Annotated in this window: 20 protein-coding genes and 2 pseudogenes; 7 read left to right on the top strand and 15 right to left on the bottom strand. The window is 37.6% G+C overall.

Translation table 11 applies throughout. The features are described from left to right. Positions 1–323: 323 nt before the first annotated feature. From V3I05_RS00110 to hisS, 11 genes are all read right to left on the bottom strand, one after another. The gene (locus V3I05_RS00110) at positions 324–1,037 is read right to left on the bottom strand and encodes an NlpC/P60 family protein (protein WP_300742588.1); all 714 of its coding nucleotides are present in this window, start codon (positions 1,035–1,037) and stop codon (positions 324–326) included. A 29-nt stretch (positions 1,038–1,066) separates the two neighbouring features. Continuing rightward, a complete protein-coding gene (locus V3I05_RS00105; protein ID WP_300599309.1) occupies positions 1,067–1,780 on the bottom strand; it encodes a hypothetical protein in 714 nt (237 codons plus the stop codon). Next, positions 1,764–3,197: a PhoH family protein gene (locus V3I05_RS00100; protein WP_300447508.1), complete on the bottom strand. Its 1,434-nt coding sequence runs from the start codon at positions 3,195–3,197 to the stop codon at positions 1,764–1,766. The genes V3I05_RS00105 and V3I05_RS00100 overlap by 17 nt, the downstream gene beginning before the upstream one ends. A 224-nt stretch (positions 3,198–3,421) precedes the next feature. Continuing rightward, the gene (locus tag V3I05_RS00095; protein WP_300447506.1) at positions 3,422–3,916 is read right to left on the bottom strand and encodes a hypothetical protein; all 495 of its coding nucleotides are present in this window, start codon (positions 3,914–3,916) and stop codon (positions 3,422–3,424) included. A gap of 114 nt (positions 3,917–4,030) precedes the next feature. Then, a complete protein-coding gene (locus V3I05_RS00090) occupies positions 4,031–4,852 on the bottom strand; it encodes a TerB family tellurite resistance protein (RefSeq protein WP_300447504.1) in 822 nt (273 codons plus the stop codon). Between the two features lie 51 nt (positions 4,853–4,903). Beyond that, positions 4,904–5,212, bottom strand: a complete 309-nt coding sequence (locus tag V3I05_RS00085) for a hypothetical protein (protein ID WP_295699523.1) — start codon at positions 5,210–5,212, stop codon at positions 4,904–4,906. Further along, the gene (locus V3I05_RS00080) at positions 5,212–6,045 is read right to left on the bottom strand and encodes a hypothetical protein (protein WP_300447502.1); all 834 of its coding nucleotides are present in this window, start codon (positions 6,043–6,045) and stop codon (positions 5,212–5,214) included. The genes V3I05_RS00085 and V3I05_RS00080 overlap by 1 nt, the downstream gene beginning before the upstream one ends. A gap of 2 nt (positions 6,046–6,047) precedes the next feature. Further along, positions 6,048–6,722, bottom strand: coding sequence for a DUF5644 domain-containing protein (locus V3I05_RS00075; protein WP_343353621.1), 675 nt, complete (start codon positions 6,720–6,722; stop codon positions 6,048–6,050). Positions 6,723–6,808: 86 nt separating this feature from the next. Then, a complete protein-coding gene (locus tag V3I05_RS00070; RefSeq protein ID WP_300447498.1) occupies positions 6,809–7,300 on the bottom strand; it encodes a hypothetical protein in 492 nt (163 codons plus the stop codon). After that, positions 7,269–9,101, bottom strand: a complete 1,833-nt coding sequence (locus V3I05_RS00065) for a M3 family oligoendopeptidase (RefSeq protein ID WP_300731598.1) — start codon at positions 9,099–9,101, stop codon at positions 7,269–7,271. Before V3I05_RS00065 ends, V3I05_RS00070 begins: the two co-directional genes overlap by 32 nt. Before the next feature lie 21 nt (positions 9,102–9,122). Continuing rightward, positions 9,123–10,466, bottom strand: a complete 1,344-nt coding sequence (gene hisS, locus V3I05_RS00060) for a histidine--tRNA ligase (protein ID WP_300447638.1) — start codon at positions 10,464–10,466, stop codon at positions 9,123–9,125. Between the two features lie 205 nt (positions 10,467–10,671). On the opposite strand from hisS, the gene V3I05_RS00055 reads away from it, so the two are divergent. The 6 genes from V3I05_RS00055 (at position 10,672) to V3I05_RS00030 (ending at position 14,545) form a co-directional block, all read left to right on the top strand. After that, positions 10,672–11,601 carry a glycosyltransferase family 9 protein gene (locus tag V3I05_RS00055; RefSeq protein ID WP_343353620.1) on the top strand — a complete coding sequence of 310 codons (930 nt, stop codon included), beginning with the start codon at positions 10,672–10,674 and terminating at the stop codon, positions 11,599–11,601. Next, positions 11,598–11,978 (top strand): glycosyltransferase family 9 protein, encoded by a 381-nt coding sequence (locus V3I05_RS00050; protein ID WP_343353619.1) that lies wholly within the window; start codon positions 11,598–11,600, stop codon positions 11,976–11,978. Before V3I05_RS00055 ends, V3I05_RS00050 begins: the two co-directional genes overlap by 4 nt. Then, positions 11,968–12,441 (top strand): flavin reductase family protein, encoded by a 474-nt coding sequence (locus V3I05_RS00045; RefSeq protein WP_343353618.1) that lies wholly within the window; start codon positions 11,968–11,970, stop codon positions 12,439–12,441. Before V3I05_RS00050 ends, V3I05_RS00045 begins: the two co-directional genes overlap by 11 nt. Positions 12,442–12,464: 23 nt before the next feature. Next, positions 12,465–12,593, top strand: a complete 129-nt coding sequence (locus V3I05_RS00040) for a hypothetical protein (protein ID WP_343353617.1) — start codon at positions 12,465–12,467, stop codon at positions 12,591–12,593. 40 nt (positions 12,594–12,633) lie between these two features. After that, positions 12,634–13,824, top strand: a complete 1,191-nt coding sequence (gene dapE, locus V3I05_RS00035; RefSeq protein ID WP_343354266.1) for a succinyl-diaminopimelate desuccinylase — start codon at positions 12,634–12,636, stop codon at positions 13,822–13,824. Positions 13,825–13,948: 124 nt separating this feature from the next. Continuing rightward, the gene (locus V3I05_RS00030; RefSeq protein ID WP_343353616.1) at positions 13,949–14,545 is read left to right on the top strand and encodes a YhcH/YjgK/YiaL family protein; all 597 of its coding nucleotides are present in this window, start codon (positions 13,949–13,951) and stop codon (positions 14,543–14,545) included. A gap of 140 nt (positions 14,546–14,685) precedes the next feature. On the opposite strand, the gene V3I05_RS00025 is transcribed toward V3I05_RS00030, so the two are convergent. From V3I05_RS00025 to V3I05_RS10630, 4 genes and pseudogenes are all read right to left on the bottom strand, one after another. Next, entirely contained in the window at positions 14,686–15,261 is a 576-nt protein-coding gene (locus tag V3I05_RS00025; RefSeq protein ID WP_300450562.1) for a hypothetical protein, read from the bottom strand. A 374-nt stretch (positions 15,262–15,635) separates the two neighbouring features. Then, positions 15,636–16,613, bottom strand: a pseudogene (locus V3I05_RS00020) (TonB-dependent receptor domain-containing protein); the annotation flags it as partial. A 511-nt stretch (positions 16,614–17,124) separates the two neighbouring features. Further along, complete coding sequence (locus V3I05_RS00015) at positions 17,125–17,265, bottom strand: hypothetical protein (RefSeq protein WP_343353615.1); 141 nt, start codon at positions 17,263–17,265, stop codon at positions 17,125–17,127. 95 nt (positions 17,266–17,360) lie between these two features. Continuing rightward, positions 17,361–17,741: pseudogene (locus tag V3I05_RS10630) on the bottom strand (TonB-dependent receptor plug domain-containing protein); the annotation flags it as partial. A gap of 1,546 nt (positions 17,742–19,287) precedes the next feature. Between V3I05_RS10630 and V3I05_RS00005 the strand changes: the two are divergent. Next, positions 19,288–19,458, top strand: a complete 171-nt coding sequence (locus V3I05_RS00005) for a hypothetical protein (protein ID WP_343353613.1) — start codon at positions 19,288–19,290, stop codon at positions 19,456–19,458. Positions 19,459–19,463 lie beyond the last annotated feature (5 nt).

The raw sequence follows: 19,463 nt of genomic DNA, 5'->3' as shown, positions 1-19,463 counted from the left end.
ACTGGAGAAAAAGCAGATTTTTAGCAATATATATGCCTCCATAATGCTTATGCTTGAAAAGGCGTATGGATAGGCATATAATGCTCTTTTAGCTTCTCTAGCATCGTTAAACACCTTTTTAGTAACTCAAAAAATATTTGGAATTGATATAGGCTACCATTTGAGCCGATATAAGCGTGTTTAACAGAGACTTTATACTCTCCACTTCATTATAGTCTTGTGAATCTTGATATGTAGTTTAAGTGTGTAAAAATAGTGGAGCATCTTCATTTTTGCTCCTTGTGTTTTGCCACTTATCATAGCAGCATATATACAATGAGCACCTACAGATAGCTTCTTGCCCCTCTGTATGCCTTGCCCCAATAGCTAGAATCTAGCCGTGCCTTGCTCACTACCTTACCCCTACTTGGTGCGTGGATAAACTCATTATTGCCAATATAAATACCTACGTGATTAATTTTCTTACCCTTATCCGTAATGAAAAATACCAAATCCCCTTTCTGCAGCTTAGCTTTGCTCACAGAATCCCCCTCATTATATTGCTCATAGGACGCACGAGGGAGTGAAATACCATTAAGGAGATAAACCGCGCGGGTTAGCCCACTGCAGTCAAAGCCAGATTCTGTTGTGCCACCCCATTTGTATGGCACACCCATATATTGATGTGCGCTTTTGACAATATCCTCCCTCACATCACTTGCTTTTTGCTTTGATGAGCTTTTTTTATTGATAGCATATTTCTGTGGCGAGATGATGAAATATGCTCCAATAAGCCCATTTTTATAGTGTTTCTGTACTTTTGCCTGTGCAATTTCATAGCTTTGATAATTCCCAAAACGCACTTTATACGTATCTGATTCTTTAAACAAAAACGCATCAAGCCCCTTGCTATTAAGTGTATCAACAAACTTCCCTGCATTTTCTATATTACTAAAGCTCCCTACTTGCACACTATACCCAAGAGACTTTTGCGTATTGAGATGAGCGCAGCCCGAAAACAGAAAGATTCCAAATAAACACCAATATATAATTCTCACTCTATATTCCTCAATGCTTTTAAAATATCTCAAAAAAATTCAGGACTCAAGAATCTTAAGCCCACAGATACCCAACTTCCTCCACCGCTAAAGGCATTGCCATAAGTGCTATCAAGCTGGATTTTATCTTGCAAGAGCCATATCCGCACACCCACTTGAAATTTTGTTTTCTCAAATCGCTCATAAAGGGCTTCTCCCAAAAGCCATAGTCGCTGTGTAATCTGCTGCTCTAAGCCCAACCCAGCATAAAAAATATGCGGTTCATCGTTTCTACGCTGAAGCTTGTAGCCAAGATTAGAATGCAAAAGAAGCTTATTATCAAAAAATACCATACTTGCGGGTATATAGAGATAATAATCATTGCTATATTTTGAATATAAAAAATTATACGCATTGCCCAAGGCTATGCCATAGCTATAACCTTGCGTTTCTAAGTCACTAAATACTCTCTTTGCGCTAAATATGAACTGCTGTGCCCTAAATGACTCTTTTGCTTGATTAGCAGGTAGATTACTCATCATTGCACCCATACTGATTTCAATATCTAAGAAGAGATTACAACCGGGTATGACATAGTATTCACCAATTTTTCCATCATATATGCCCCAAGTTTCTAACTGACACGAATGCCTATCTACCACACGCGCATCATCGGTAATCATAGGACGTGCAGCATATAGTGCAGCATAAGTAAAAAGCAGCATAAGACAGATTCTATACATCATCTTAAAAATGTTCCCCAAACCAACTTGCCACATTGCTACGTATGGTTTGACGTAATTGAATCCCCGCAATGAAATCATCTTTTAGCGCCTTGCTTAAAAGGCTTAAAGCCCCATTGCGAAACTTGCTTAAATAGGGGTGGTCTATCTGCGCCCAATCCCCTAAAAACACAATCTTACTCCCCTCCCCTATACGTGTGCCTATAAGCTTAATGGTTGCATTTGAGGCATTTTGCACTTCATCAAAAATCACAAACTTATTGCCTATGCTGATGCCTCGCGCGTGAGCTATATCAACCACTTCTATTTTATGCTTTTGCAGGAAATATTCCGTCGCATCCTGCTTGTGTATGCCATTGACCTCACCACGATACTCGATACGTTTAGCAAGGCTCTGCTCTTGGAGTTTGTCAATAGTAAAATTTATCGCACCATAAAGTGGATACATAAAATAGGCAAGCTTTTGATTTTCATCACCCTTACGATAGCCCAGCTCGGCTTCTTTGTCATTAGCTGTAATCGTGTTTCTCATATAAATAATACCATCAACCACATTATTTTTGACTAGAGTAATCCCCGCTTGGAGCGCGATAAGTGTTTTCCCACTGCCTGTTGAGCCTGTGGCGATGGTAAGGTTATTTTGCGGGTGGATAAGCAGGGCATAGAGCATTTTTTGCTCTAAGTTAATAGGCATAATGTAGGGCTGATAATTTTTAAGAATCTCATCAAGATTTAGTTCTTCAAAGCCCTCGCCTACCTTTAGTCCAAAGGTCTTTTTACCCGTTTTATAGAGTGCACTATCGGTATTATCCATTTCATTAACTTGTATCAAGCTCCATTGTGTAAGCTCTCTAAAGTTTTTTTCATCTTTTAAAAGTGTGAGCGGCTTGTCTTTATGCCATTCAAACAAAGCCCAAAAATCAATATCATTAGGATTCTCTACCCTATCGCGAAAAAGCGATTGCGCAGGAATTCCTTGCGTTTGTGCGCGGATTTTAAGCGAAATATCATTGGTTAAAAGCACTAAATGATAATCCCTAGCAATCTCTATGAGCTTAGAATCGTTATAGCTATGCTCTTGTGGTGTAAGGCTGTATTGAGGGCGATAGATGAGTGTAAGCGGGATATTCGTATGGTCAAAGCGGAAATAAAGCGTTTGGACAAAGTCATTATGCTGAGCCAGATTCTGTGCTGTGTGTTGTGTATGTGTGCTCTTATTGTGCGAATCTAATGTATTGATATTATCACTATTAATGCAACGGAAAAACTCACGCGCAAAAAAGCCCGTTTCATTCTGTAAATCCTTTTTCTTATCAAGCTCTTCAATCACCACTTCGGAGATAAAAAGCATATTTTGAGAATCCTGCCATAGATAAATGATATTTTGTGTATCATCAAGAATAATAGAAGTGTCAAGTAGATAATGTTTGCCGTGCAAATCACTCCCCTTAATAAATATAGGGAAATTGTATCATATTATGTAAAAAATAAGAGTGTGTAATGAAGCTTTCTCATTCTGCCTTAATGTGCAAAAGTATATGAATATTTTAGCACTGCCAAACTCAATCCCAAAAAAGGCTAAATGGAACCAAAGACACACTGCTTGTTCCTTGTAAAAAAGACTATTAGCGGTCTAAACAAGTGGACAAGAGTAAAGCAAATCTAAAGAACCCCTCCGCCATTAACGCTATCGACAAACTTCATTGTATTAACCACTGAATCTATCAATCCTTTCATTTCTTTGCTGTGATTATCATTTACTGCGATTTTATTAAATTCATCAAAGCTTAACTTTGTGGCATTCTTTTTTAAATATTCCATAGCTACTTGTTCATTGCTACTGATTAAACCTTTTTTTCTTAACGTAGAGGCAAGATTCTCAAATGATGTTTTATCATTGAATCCTCCCTGCAGCTCACCACCAATCTCACGTGCTTTTTGAAGTTCTGCTGATGGAGAAAATTTGTCTTCAATACGTTTTGCAACATCTGCATATTGGAGCGAGTGCATACTTTTGTCTTGACTATGAATGCTATCCACACCTTTAAGGTGCTGCTCGCTCTCTTTGGATTGAATATTTTGCGGCTGATTGGGAGCATTATAAATATTAGCAAGTAGTCCCTGTACACCACTATGATTGATTTTTGTAATATCCACTTGACACCTCCATAAATAATAATGGACTTAAAGCAAATAGTATTCCTAAAAATCCCAACCCTTGAATGCCTTATTTTCTCTTTGTATATTGGGCTGCAACTGAATCATATCTTGTTAATTTAAATCTTGAGTGCTATTTAATGCTTGATTTAAAAGTATTTGATAAGCCTTATCAATCTCTTTAATACGTGTGAGCGAAGTATCACGGAATGTTTTATTAATATTTTTATTATCAAAAATATTTTGCTTGGCGTCTTTAATAAGGCGATGATAGATTGTCTCAAGTTCCTCTTTGCTAGGAATCTCTGTAATGCCAAAAAGATTCTTTGCATCTTTTTCATTCATACTGACTTCTTGTATATATGCCTGTTCAAATTGCTCAAAAAGTGCATTAAAATCTTCATTGGCAATCTCAAATAACGCGGCAATATCAATAATACAATCTTTCTCACTCTCTTCCAAAACACCATCAGCATATGCCAGAACAAATAAAAATTCCACTACCTTCAGACGTTTTTTATACTCACCTTTTGTGAGTGTTACATATTCTTCACATAGCTCTTCAAGGGATATGGATGGATTTTCTTGTTCCATAAGAATCGTCTTCAACTCATCTTTGGATAATTTAGGGTTTTTAGATTCTATTGCCATATCTGTGAGCATTTCATCAAGGAGTTGCTCTTGTAATGAGCATACCTTTTTATCACTCCACACTAAATATCCCAAGATTGCAGCTAAAACACCAAATTCACTTGACTTCACTTTGTCCGCTTGAGCCATCTCCTCATAAGGGTTTTGAAAATCTATAGGTGCAGCATCTGTGCGATTTGTATAGTGTTGCTGATTGGGCTGAAGAGGGTTTTTAAGATATTCTTGCAACGTATTGTAGAGAAAATATACCACTACTCCAGCTATAAGTAAGAGTACGATTTCCATTGTATATATGTCCTTTTTGTGATTTTGGGTGCGATTGTAGCAAAAATTACTTTAGTGTTTGTTAATACGCTTTTCAAACTCTTTTTTCAAACGCTCTTCTTGCTCCCTTGCGCTTTTTTTAAGCCGCTTTACTTCCTCCATACGCTCACTTTCAAGTGCAAGCTTACGCTCTTTGCTATCTCGAATTTTTTGCATAAATGCTTCGCGTCTTTTAGGATCTTGATACCGAATAGGCTTCATAAAAAGCACACCCAAAATAATAAAAAAGAATACTAATCCCATAGCCGCATCTTCACCACCAAAATGATACCAAGTCGCTCCAATAATTGCAGCAAGAATAATTTTCCAAAATGCTCGCATTAAAATATCTCTACTTTCTGTTTATGGTGCGTAAAGCCAAGTTTCTTTTTATCTTTTTCTCCAAATGCCAAAAGCAATACTTGAGGTAAAAAGAGAATGGGCAAAGCGATATCATCGCGATTATAAGCTTTACAAAGCTGTGGGCGATGAGAATCTAGCATATCAAATTGACTCAAAGAATATGAGAGTATAAAATCTACCCCCAAATCCGCTATATCAAAAAAATATTTCCCAGTATTATAATATGCGCTTTGCGGATTATTTGCCAATAAATGTGCATAGTATTGATTGACAAATGGTAACTCAACAGCTTTTAAACCAATTTGCTCGTAGATTCTATAATTTGTGCTTTTAGGTAAATGCCCATAATATGCCCCTCGTATCATTGCAAACAAGTAGGAATGAAATTGTTTTTGAACTAAAGGTGTTATATCAAGGCTATTAAGCAAATCAGGCAAATAGCTCATCTGCACCTTACTATCATAGAGAAGATTAAAACGATGAAGATATTGTGTCTCTATTTCGCGCATAAGGGAAGTGTGAGATTCTATAAGTGTTTTTGCATAAAAGGCATTCGCATAGGTATCTTCCTCTAAAAAAACAAGCATAGCATTTGCTGCATTTGCCAAAGCCAAATTATAAGCAACATTACGCAACAAATCATCTTTTTGCACTAGCCTAGCCCAATACCCGCCACAATCAGCCAAACCAACAGAAGATACAACATCAGCAGAAAGTAACTCTAAGTCCAAGTATGCAAAAAGCATTTTTGTGCTAGAAATTAAACTTTGAGCATTCCTATTGTAATATTTATCATATATCATATACTTCATATTTATCCTTTACGTTGTGGCTTTAGCGTAGCTAGAAGCTGCCATTGCCTAGAATCATAGCTAAGTACAACATCACGTATAAAATTCCACATCTCCTCATCAAGTGCAGTAGCACGGGGATAAACCATATCTGCAAGACTTACAAAGTTTAAAATACCTTTCCTAGGTTCAATAAGCCATTGCATAATTTCTCTAATCTTTTCAGGGTGGCGAGAAATAAGCCATTTAAGATAGAGAAAAAATCCATCGCCCAGATAGTGTTCATCACTCATCGGGGTGATAAGATTTAGCATAAGATACTTACCCAACTCATTTTTTTCGTCTATATTTAAAAAATCAGCCCATTGAAAAAAGCCTTCATACTTTTTCCATAATGCCTCTTTATTGAGCAATAAATCCTTAGTAGCATAATATATACTTAAAGGTTCAATCTGCCACTCTCTGCCAAATCGCTGCACAAGTTCGATAATAGGAAGATTCTCAAAAATAGCAATACCATTAATACGTAATGCGAGATATTTTTCATCATAGCCATAATTGTCAAGTTCATTTTGTAGCAAAATCAGCGTATCAATAAGTGTTTGCTCCTGCGTGAAGGAAAAAGTGCATTTATTGTAATATGGTAGATAATCTACTCCTGCTTCAAATCTAAAGACCTCAATATTTACTTTATCCATTCACAACTCCTTGCCTTTAAGCTTAATCCTCTTAAATTGCAAAGAATCTTAGCATACTTCATCTGCATACTCTCTTAAAAGGTTAATTATTTTTTGAAAAATTTACTATTTTCGGGATTTGATGTAAAGGCAAGTTTTGAATGCTCTAAGCCCTCTTCTTGAATAGAAGCGATATGTTCTAGCTCCTCATTAGAAAGGTTATGAAAGCAAGGGTGGCTTACATTTGTAAATAATAGAATCTCACGTAGCAAGTCATTATCGTGTAAGAGAATCTGCACAATACCCTCATAGTCAATATCTACAAATGCACCAATATTTTCATTCCCAAAACCCGCTTCAAAACTCATACCCTTATGCTTTAACTCAATGCTCTCAAACGTATAACCCGCCAAGACAAAAAGCGTAATATCATTAAATGTATCGCTAATATGCCGAGGGAGAGGGGGTGTAAAATGCGTATATTTCATATCACATAGAATATTAAAGTTTATCCTCTCTTTAAGTAAAAAATCTAATATATCTCTTGTATGAGAAAGCATAACTCTCTTAAATACCGGAGAAAATAGAATCTTTTGCATTCACTAACTCCTTAAATTCTTCAAGCATTTTTTGCACTTCACCCATACCAATGAGCCAAAACTTATCGCTCTCTAGATTTAATCCAAACGCACTAACAAGCTCCTTAGGGCTTTTGCTTCCCCCGAGTGAAAGGAATTGCGTATATTTTTGAATAAATTTTTCCCTGCTTTGAGGTGTTTGCTGTGATTTATATAAGCCAAAAAGTGCCAAAACAAGCAGCTGTCCATAGCTATACGCATAGCAATAAAAAGGTGAATGCACGAAATGCGGGATATAGCACCACCAGCCATCATAATTTTTGCTTAATTTGAGGCTGCTCCCAAACATCCGTTCATTTTCCTCACGCCATATTTCATCGAAATTTTCAGGCTTTAGCTCATCGCCTTGAGCGTGGATTCTGCGTTCAAAATGCGTCATCACCACTTGACGAAAAAGTGTAGAAAAAATATCCTCTAGTTTTCCTGCATACAGAGGGATAAGATCCTCTTTACTAAGAGTATTTTTTAGCGTGTCAAAAAGTAACATTTCGGCAAATACAGAGGCGGTTTCAGCAGTGGTAAGAGGTGTATCCATATTGAGATAGCCTTGCGTTTTAGATAATTCTTGATGCACCATATGCCCGAATTCGTGGGCGATTGTAAATACATCTCGCCGTGAATTTGTGTAATTAAGCAACACATAAGGATGTGCACTAGGCACACTTCCGTGGCTAAATGCCCCCCCTCGCTTATGTGGTGCAGGGTGAGAATCTACCCAACCCTTGTTTAATGCCTTCAATGCAATATCCTTAAAAGTTTTGCTAAAGTGCCCAAAGGATTTTAAAACAAGCTTTAAGGCTTCATCATAGGGCAAATTACAGGCATTGCTTTCAAGTGGGGCATAGCGGTCATAATCTTTCAATGCCTTTAAGTCAAGTAGCTTTGCCTTTATTTGATAATATTCCCCTACAAAGCCATAATGTGCGCTTACCACATCTATGAGCTTATCTACACTCTTTTGTGTCGCGGCATTTGAGATATGGCGGAAAGATTCGGGGAGCTTGTATCCACGCAAATGCGTCATAATATGCAAATCTTTGCGCACCATATTCAGTATATAGGCTAGGAGATGGCGAGATTGTTTAAGCTTTTGTGTAAAGATTTTTTGTGCTTCTTTACGCACCGCGCGTTTGGGATGATGGAGGAGGCTTAAAATCTCCTCTTCACTTATTTTTGCTTTTTTTGCTCTTTTATCTTGCTTAGATTCCATTTTAGAATCTGCTTTTTTTCTATCCATTTTGGGAGATTTAAATTGGAGATTAGCTAAATGTTCATCAAAAAGCCGTGAAAATGCTCCTACCCCCACAGGTGAAGTCGCTAAAAGTATTTTCTCTTCAGCTAAAGAAAGCTGATAGCTATCTTGCTCGATAAGCTTTTGCAAAAAATACTTATATTGTGGCACATTTGCAATAATCTCCTCTTGTTTTTGAGCGGGTAATTTACAAAATTCTAGCTCGAAAAACAGCACAAGATTCTGTGCCTGTGTAGTTTGCATTTCATACTTAGCATACATATCCCCTTGCGTTGTATCCTTTGCAAAACGCAAAAACACATACGTCATCACACGCCCAAAGCCTTCTAAAATCTCCTCATATTGCTTGATGACCTCACAAAACAAAGTAGGTTCGATGCTTTCAAGCTGCTGTTCATATTGCTTAGCAAACTGCTTTGCCTTGCGCGTATTTGCCACCATAAAACGTTCCATTTGCTCTTCACTCTTAAAAAGCGCGTTTAAATCCCACTGGCTAGATTCTCTATTCATTGTTGCTCCTTTTTTGGCTCTTTAAATTTTCATCTCCGCTTCCTCATCTTCTTGCACCAAAGTAAGCGCCTTAAGGAAGCTAATATTATCCATTTGCATTCCTGAAGTCATATTCTTAAGCGTGAGGGTTTTTGAGTTAAATTCACTCTCGCCAATCACCATCACAAATTCGTGTCCCTTTGTATTTGCATATCCAAATTGTTTTTTAAGCTTACTCACTTCCGGATAGACCTCGATAGACACCTTTGAGCGGCGGAAAGATTCTGCAAGGGTATGGGCGTATCCAAAATATGCCATATCCATACATACGATGAGTGCACGGGCTGAAGTTGCCTTTTTATCAAGCAACTCTAACTCCTCTAATGCCGCTAAAAGCCTATCTATGCCGATACTTGCTCCCACACCACTCATTTTTTCCTTAGAAAATGTGCGCGTAAGATTATCATAACGCCCACCAGAGCATACGCTCCCAATACTCTTTAGCGCATTTAAAGTGCTTTCATACACTATCCCTGTGTAATATCCCAATCCACGAGCGATTGAGAAATTCACGCGATAGGTATCCCTATCCATTTGCAAAAGCGCAAGCACCTCATACAAGGCTTTTAAATCATCTAAACCTTTTTTGATAGAATCATTCCATTCAGCCATAAAGGCAATTTGTTTAAAAAAGCTTTCACTATCACCCTGTTGCTTGATTGAAGTATATTCTAGCAGTTTATCAACTTGAGTGCTACCTAATCGTAATTCCCGTTGCAATTCAGCCCCCACGCCATCTTTACCAATCTTATCAAGCTTATCAATAATACGCAAAGCGCTATTTATATCCTTTTGCCCACTCACGCCACAATACTCGCAGATTCCATTAAGGATACTGCGATGATTAAGCCAAATAGTAAATTCATCTATCCCAAGCCCCACGAGCGAAGCATAAATCACCTGCAGAATCTCCGCATCACAAGATATACTATCACTCCCTATAAAGTCAAAATCACATTGCGTAAATTCCCTATATCGCCCTCTTTGCGCCCTCTCCCCGCGAAACACATTCCCAATAGCAAATCGCTTAAAAGGCAAATCCACTTCGTTTTTATATTGCGATACAAAGCGCGCTAAAGGCACGGTCAAATCAAATCTCAAAGCGACATCCCGCCCCCCGTGGTCTTTGAAACGATATAGCTCTTTTTGTATCTCATCGCTGCCCTGCTTTACTAACACATCGGCATATTCTAAATGTGGCGTTTCAATAGGCACAAAGCCAAAGCTCATAAATACAGCACTTAATTTGTTTAATAAAATAGTCTTTGCGAGTGCCTCTTTAGGCAATCTATCTCTGAATCCACTCAATGTGCGAGGGGTAACCAACGCCATTTACAAACCTCCTAGCAGTAATGCCTTTACTTCAAATTTTATAAAAGCTTTCATTCTACCTTAAAAATGTTTTATTTTAACTATATTCCAAAAGTAATTTAAGAAAATTATGCCTTTTGCTAACAGATTTTTAGCTTTTTAGCTTACAATACGCTTATAATCAAAGTCTAAAATATCACTATACGGAGTGCAAGGAAAAGTGTTTTTTACAAAAGATATACGCCATATCCACACATCTCAAGTTAAAAGCATTCTCTTACGCCTGCCAAATTGGCTAGGCGATAGTGTGATGGTATCTCCAGCATTTGAATGGCTTAAAAAAAGCTTTGAAACAGCGCAATTTACCCTTGTAGGCACGAAAGCGAGTTGTGGAATCTATGAGCGAGATAAACGCGTGAAAGCCATTTTTATAGACAATACCAAAGCCGCATCTTGTAGAATCATCGCCACAAAGGCACTTGCTAATAAAATAGGCACACACGATATTGCCATTAGTTTTAGTAATACCTTTTTTTCTGCCCTGCTTTTGTATTGGAGCAAAAGCCCTTTGCGTATAGGCTATGGTAAAAATGCCCGAAACTTCCTCCTCTCTCACCCACTTACTTTACACAAATATCATCAAAATAGACTCAAACACCAAGTGCTTTTATACCTTGAACTTATCACTCCACTATCACAAGTGCAAAATTATGCGATCAAAACCCAGAATAGCGCAGATTTTATACAAGATTTTGCATATAAAAATGATAAACACAAAAAAGATTCTATAAATCTCTCTAATCACTCACATATAAAAATCTCGCACGATGAGATTCTTACCTACCTTGCCACACAGCCGCTTCATCTCATCTCCTCGCCTATCACGCTCCCTACAAAAAGTTATGCTATAGGGATTAATCCCGGAGCCGCTTTTGGCAGTGCAAAATGTTGGGAAAAATCATATTTTATTGATATTATTAAGCATTTTCTCACACAAGGCTATGATGTCTATCTCTTTGGCTCAAGTGAGCAATCCCGCGCGAATGTAGAAATCGCCCAATCTTTTATCAATCACCCACAGGCGCAGTTTTTCATAATCTCACAGATAAAACAAGCCTCACGCAGCTTATTGACTACATCGGCGCGATGAATGTGTTTATCACTAATGATAGCGGACCTATGCACATTGCTGCTGCCTTAAATGTCCCAATGATAGCTATCTTTGGACCCACAAATATTGATGAGACAGCCCCTTATAGCCCCGCTCCCCTGGCACAAAATCACACTTTAGAGATTCAAAGTGCTGCAAATATGCGAGATACGCAAGATTCTATATCCCCTCACATTATAGAAAATCCTCCACAATGGGTGCTACTCTGCAAATATGTGCCTTGTGCGCCGTGCAAAAAGCGTGAATGTCCCCTCACTCATCATCGTTGTATGACGCTTATCACACCACAGGAGGTTATCACTCACACTATAAATCTGCTAAAAAATAATGACAAAAGGCTAAATAATGATACTTGAAGCACATTCAACCACACCCTTACAGCATTATAAAATTTTGAGTAATACGATCACGCCGCGACCTATTGCGTGGGTAAGCACGATTTTCCCCAATGGTGGAGTAAATCTCGCGCCTTTTAGCTTCTTTGCTCCTATTAGTGTGAATCCGCCTATTTTTTCTATCTGTATGATGCAAAAAAGCGATGGATTAGAAAAAGATAGTTTTAAAAATATCTTTCACACGCACAAAGCAAGTATCAGTATGTGCGAAATTTCGCATATTCAAGCATTGCATAATAGTAGCGCGGAGCTTGAGTTTAATATGAGTGAGGCAATTGAATTTGACATACCGCTTGAAATCGTGCAATCAGGCTATCCTCCTATACCTAAAGGTGTAAAAGTCGCTTTTATGTGCGATTTGTATGATGTCTTAGAGCTAGGAGAAGCCAAAAGTGTGCTTTTAGAGGCTAAAATTTTTATATAGATGATAGCATTTATAGGGAGGACTTGCACCTTAGCCCAAACTTCATTGGTCGTGTAGGGCGCATTTATAGGTCTTTAGGAGCGGAGATTATCCCTACACAGACAAATCCTACAGAATCTACAGCCCACAACCCAAAGGAGAGCGATGAATAAACCCAAAACCTCTCTAAATAATCATCATCAAGGATTGCCTATGCCTATTACATTCTTACAAGAATTGATTACCTATCCCACCATCACACCCAAAGAATGTGGGATTTACAAGCATATTTTAGATAAGCTCCAACCCATCGTGCAAAGTAAAGGGCTTGATAGCCTCATCATCGAGCAAGAAAAAGCAGGAGTGAAAAATCTGTTTTTTGCCATAATGCCTAAAAATACTGATAAAAGCGCACTTTTTCATTTATGCTTTGCTGGGCATATTGACGTCGTGCCTACGGGAGAAAATTGGTCTTTTGAGCCATTTTCAGGCTTGGAAAAAGAGGGCTATATCTGCGGTCGTGGTGCACAAGATATGAAAGGCGGCATAAGTGCGTTTATTTGCGCGATTTGCGATTTTTTAGAATCTTCGTCTTTTGAAAATTCTACATTAATGCTTTCTATTTTGCTTACAAGCGACGAGGAGGGTGAAGGCATTTATGGCACAAAATATATGCTTGAGCAGCTAGAGAGGGAATCTTTGCTCCCTCATAGCTGTATTGTCGCCGAGCCTACGAGCATTCAACGCACGGGTGATATGTGTAAAATTGGCAGACGCGGCTCAATTAATGGCATACTCACCATTCAAGGCAAGCAAGGGCACGTAGCCTATCCGGAAAAATGTATCAATCCCATAGAATTGCTAGGAGATAGGCTTGGTGCATTAGCCGGTGCAGCACTAGATAATGGAAATGAGTATTTTACGCCCACACGTCTAGTCATAACAGACATTCGTGGCGGTATGGAGGTGGTAAATGTAACGCCGCAGAATCTTAAAATAATGTTTAATGTGAGATATTCGCCTTTAAGCAATGTAGATTCTATTCGGACTTATATTGATTCTGTGCTTAGCTCACTGCCTTATGAGCTAAGCCTTAAAGTTAGCTCATTACCCTTTATCACGCGGCAGGATAGCCCTCTCATACAAACACTTTGTGAGGCGATTAAGCATACAGCACAAATCACACCTACATTAAGCACAAGCGGGGGTACAAGTGATGCGCGATTTTTCGCACAATATGGGATAGATGTGATAGAACTTGGTGTGCCAAATGATAGAATCCACGCCATAGATGAACGTGTATCCATAAAGGATATTCTTACTCTGCGCGATATTTTTCTTCATTTTTTACATTTAAAAGCAAAGAGTGCTAATCCTCTTATTGCAAAGGAGCATAGCACTTAAAAACGCAATGTGTGGCACTTACTTGTGAAGCACAAATCTATAGACACATAACCTACACAAAGGAGCAATAAATGGCAATTATTGGTAAACTCACCCAACTTGATTGGTTTTTAAGGCTTATCCTATGCTTAAAGAAGCAAAAGACTATATGCTTAATGCTACAAACCCTACCCATAGCATACATAAAAGGATTATTGAACTTGACTTAGCAGGGCAGGAACGCAAAGAAGTGAGCTATGCACTCTCACAAGGTGTGCGAGCCATCGAGCAAACCTATCATCTTAAAGAAGCTAAAAATGCGTTTTTTGAGACACATCGCGCATTTATTGACTTTCAACTTGTGGTAGAGGGATATGAATATATGTGTATTGGTGATAGGAGCGCGTTTGATGTGAAGATTCCCTATGATGAAAGTAGAGATTTAATTGTATATGATAATGCCTTACCATACAGCTTATATTCGCATTACAAGGCTTTACATATAGAAACTAGCAATCATAAAACTACTTTGCCAAAAGTATGTCGCCCTTTTCCTATTGATGAATCTATCAACACACCCTGTCGTAGCAATATACTTCTAACAAGTGGGGATCTAGCGGTATTTTTCCCTAATGATGTGCATGCGGGAGGATTAGAATTAACGCCAAATATCAATCATAATGTTATGTCTCAAGTAAAAAAAAGTGTACTCAAGGTGCCCGTATCGCTCCTTGGGTTGTAACTCTTTTCACAAAAACAATAAACTTTTGTCTTATAGTTTCATAAAATAATATACTCAAAGTTAAATCTATAACGCTATGTTATAGATTTAAGAGGTAAACATATATAAGATAAGCTCTAAAATGTAGACTTATAGTAAGGCTACACGCTAAAATATATAGCCAAGATAGTAACGATAAAGCCTATTCCCATTACTCCAAAGCCACTTTTACGTTTGCCCTTGCAAAATGAAGTCATAATAAGCCCAGAGAGATAGAAAAGTATCATAGATAGCCCAAAGCACACGGCAATAAAGTCAAAAAATGTGAATTTAAAGCCCCCGAGCTCAAATTTTGTCCCCCCGCTTTTGTGCATCATCATCAGCACACCATAGAGGTTTCTATCTACCACATTAAGTATCAAGCCTTCTTTTTGGTCATTCATTATCGTAGCTGAATACTTGACATTCCCCATACTTGGATTTCCTCGAGCCATTTTAATTTCTGTATTGCTTGGGATTCTAAGATTATTTTCTTCTAGCACATTGATGATAAAATCTCTTTCTTCACCTTTTTTAGGCTTTAAATCTAGAGGGATTTTAGTGATAGTCGCCCCTGAATTTTGCCGTATCTCAAAGATATAGAGTGCTCCTGTAATAGCATAAATCAATGCTGCAGGAAGAAAAAAAAGACTAAGGTATAAATGGATTTGCATCCAAAGTTTGCGATGAAGTTTCATAATGGAGTTTCCTTTGAAATAATATAAATACTCACAATCTTATCTAAATAATGTGAGCTATGTGTGAAATTTATCATCAAATTACCTTAGAGCAATACCAAAATAATGAATAAATTCTCATTTTTTTGCGGGATGATGGGGAACTACAAGTTTTATGTTGGTTGCCTCCATCCTATTCTAACTCTCATAATAACAAATGGATCGTCTCATCATTGCGAGGGTAATGCCCCAAAATAATCTATAAACAAAGACAGATGGCTCTTCTAAGATTCCCTTGCAATCACAGGAAAATATAGATTTACTAGTGAGGACAAACGCTTCACATATATACTTTATTAGTCTTTGCTCTCACCTCGCAATAACAAAGCAAAAAGTTACCAATCCGCCCTAAAACTTATCCAATATGCTCTTGCGGGCAAGATTCTTTGATAGGGATTAATATATGATGTGCCACCCCTTCCACTGCTATAAGTAATCAAATTATCTGGATCATAGAATTTCACATCAAGGAGATTATTCACCGCAAAAGTGAGGGCATAAGTTTTATTAAACTTATAGGTAGCCGCAATATCTACTAACTGATAATCTTTATAATACTTCCCTACAAGTCCTCGCGCACTTGTAGCAAGACTGCTTTGTTGCACTGCGGAAGTGGGTGTTTGGAAGTTACCACTCCAGCGAATATAGGCATCAAAGTTCTTATAGTGATAGTTTGGCTTAATGGTAAATTTATGTTTAGGAATATTGTTTATAGGCTCACCTACAAGAAATTCTTGATTTGCATTAGAGACACTAAGTGTTCTTGAATAAGTAAATCCATAACTTGCATCAAGAGAGATTCCATAAATAGGCTTTAGCTTAAAGCTTGTCTCTGCTCCTGTGAGCATAGCACTATCAAGGTTGCGATAAAAGGCACATTGATTAGCACCCGCTGCATCACATAATACACCATCGATAGTAGTTCCGGGTTGAATGCCTGTAACGCTTGAAATTTTATTATTAAAATCTGTATAGAATCCGGTTAATATTAGCATAGCTGGTTCAGTATCAAGAATAGCGCTTAGCTCATAGCTCACACTCTGCTCGGGCTTTAGGTTTTTATTACCATAAGATGCCGTGGTTGTGTTATTGTTACCCCTATCGGTGCTTAACGTATAACCCTCATAGAGATAGCTAAGCTGTGGCACAAGCACCCCTGTGGCAATGCCAGCCTTAAAAGTAAGCCAATCGGTAGGATTGTAATTCACATAGAATCGAGGATTAGGGATAGCCTTAAAAATATCGCTGTAATTGTAGCGTAAGCCTAGAGTCGTGCTAAAGTATTGATTGATGAGATATTCACCCTCGGCAAAAGGGCTACTTGATTCATATCTCTTCTAAAGCCATTGTTTTTAGTATAGAGCTGCTGCCATATATAATACACTCCACCATTAAAGATAAGGCTTCCTGCTCTACCAAAATCAAAATCATCAGTAAAGGTAGATTGAAAAATAAGGTCTCGATTGTATCGTCCATTCGCCCAATCTACGGTATTTCCTTTTGATGAACCTGGCCAAAGCCCACTACCCCAAGTGCTATTGGTATCAGCGTGAGAAGCCCATTGTGTTTGACTATATTGTATATAACTATTGATTTTACCCCAATCATAATCTGCGGTGTGGCTTAAAATATTATTAAATTTATAGAAATCTCTTACCGCAGTAATGCTGCTTGATGATGTTTTGAGGCTTCCTGTCCGTGCAAAGAATACTTCAGAATCTAAGTAGATATAATTATTTTTATTAGGCGTGAAGTTGAGCCGTCCTCCGGCATTCCATTGGGTATAGCCTGTAGCAGACCAATTATAATATGGATTGCTAAAATTTACGCTGCCATTATTGCCTGATGTATATGTGATAGGTGTATGGGGTCCTTACCGGGTTCATAAAATGCATTTTGCCCACCCCATTTGTAGGCTCCACGAAGATTCAAAGAAAGCATTTCTTTTATAAGAGGGATATTCATATAGCCATTTATTCCATATTGAGGACCAAAGGTTTGAGGATGTTGGGAAAGTGTAGTCTCAAGTTGGATTCCCCCGCTAAATCTATCGCTATGTTTTTAGTAATGATATTTATCACCCCACCCATTGCATCGCTTCCATAGATGATAGAAGCAGGTCATCGAATAACCTCGATCCTCTCTATCATACTAGCAGGAGGCATAAAGGAAGTAAAGGTGCCATTAAAGCCATTAGCATCAAAGCCTTGAGCGACATTTTGTCGTTGCCATCAATAAGGATAAGCGTATAAGCTGAGCCAAGCCCACGCATAGAAATGGTATTACCCCTGTTTTCCGGCTTCCACATACACACCCGGAATATCTTGCACCGCATCGCCTAGGTCTCTAATAGGGCGAGTGAGTATTTCCTCACGTGGGATAATGGCTATACTTGCCGGAGCATCTTTTATATCTTGCTCATAGCCTGAAGCACTTACCACAGAGCGCCCTAGATTAACCTTGCGGACATTTTCATCATCTACATTTTGACTTGATTCTTGGCTATGCCCCCATTTGGTTATTTGCTGAATCTAGCAGATCTGCGATTGCAAAGCTACTTAGCAAACTTGCTACTAAGGTGCTATACGGAATAATTTTCATTGTTCCTCCTTGAAAATTTTAAGTGATACTATCATTTACAAACAATAATAAGAATGATTTGCAAATGAATAGCTGATAATAGCAAATGAAAACTAAAGTGAAAATTAAAAAGTGTGAGAAAAGTTATATTTTAATAATATTTCATAATGCAAACAATAAATACTATTCAATTCATAGTCCTTAAAATTGAGATAATTGCAGAAAAGAGGCTTCTTAAATGCTCTAGATATGGAATATTTATAAACTAAATCAGCTTTAACCCCCTCCTCTATACGATAAAATTTGAGTTTTAAGACTCTACTCATAAGTATTTATTTTTACTTGATTCTTTTTTTAACAAATATCAACTTTATTAAAGTTTGAAATTCTTTTATGTTTTCTTTTTTCTATCAGGAGTGAGCAGTATATCTAGTGAAGGGCATAAATGTGTAAGTATGGACTAGTGCTAAAGCACAAGAGTGAGGTTAGCTTGGCAATATATACCTCACTCCTCCTTATATATCATTTACTAGATTACCTGCTCTTATCACCCTTATGATGCCTTAAGAGATTTTGCAAGTGTGAAGTTAAGAGGGTAATCCAAGGAATGCTTAGACGTGTATGCACTATCGTATGATTTATTTTATATAAGTTAAAAGATATGTTTTGCTTGTAAATAGATTCAAATTTAGAATCTTGTTTGCTGTTTTTGCTAAAAACGATGAGTTCAGTTTGATGTTTAATATCTCAAAAAATATTTATCTTAATACTTTGATAACTTCTTTTTATCGCAAAAGATGTAATCCTGCAAAGGCAAAAGGGGTTTACCCTCCAGCCCCAAAGAGCGGAGGTAGTAACGCCTCCTTAATTCTCTTTTTCCGCACCACAAAGTGGGTGAGAAAGCAGATAGTGTTATTTTAACAAAAAACTCATCGTCTTTCTTTGACACCAACATCTCAAAACACTCCCTTTTTTTATCACTTTTGATTTTTTTATAAATAAGGTAGGCACTTTAATATGAATATGCAAGACAAAAGTTTTACCTCTTTTTGCTTAAGGGATTATCTACCCACTCTCTATAATCCCAATAAAGCCTACATAAGATAAAAGATTTGCTCTTTCTGCACCTGTGGTAGTTTAGAAATGATTTATGTATCAGTATAAATTTTAGTAAAACTCACTTAGGCTAAAAGATTTTTACAGAGCAATATGTTATTGCCAAAGCACTTAAGACAAAGTGCTAAACCCAATATTATACTCACATTGGTATGAATGCTATTGATACCATTGAACAAAACAATAAAAATGTTTTTATATAAAAGTAAGCACGACCTTTTGACACTTTTTGCTTAAAGAAGTTTTAATCCATACAAAAGTGTATTATCACTTTTACCCTTGAGGTTTTGTATGAAGTCGTATGTACAGAATCCTCTAAGGCAATTCTATTTAGATTCTATGCCCTCACAAATAAGGGAGCAAAGGATTATGATGAATAATACCATACAAATTGATGTGCGTGATCTCCCTTTGTCCCGAGCCTGTTATCAAAGCAAAAAGGCGCTTTTTAGGCGTGAATGAGCATT

The sequence above is a fragment of the Helicobacter mastomyrinus genome, from assembly GCF_039555295.1.
Classification (GTDB): Bacteria; Campylobacterota; Campylobacteria; order Campylobacterales; family Helicobacteraceae; genus Helicobacter_C; species Helicobacter_C mastomyrinus.
The sequence above is the reverse complement of the archived record's forward strand: the minus strand, read 5'-3'. Positions and strand labels throughout refer to the sequence as shown.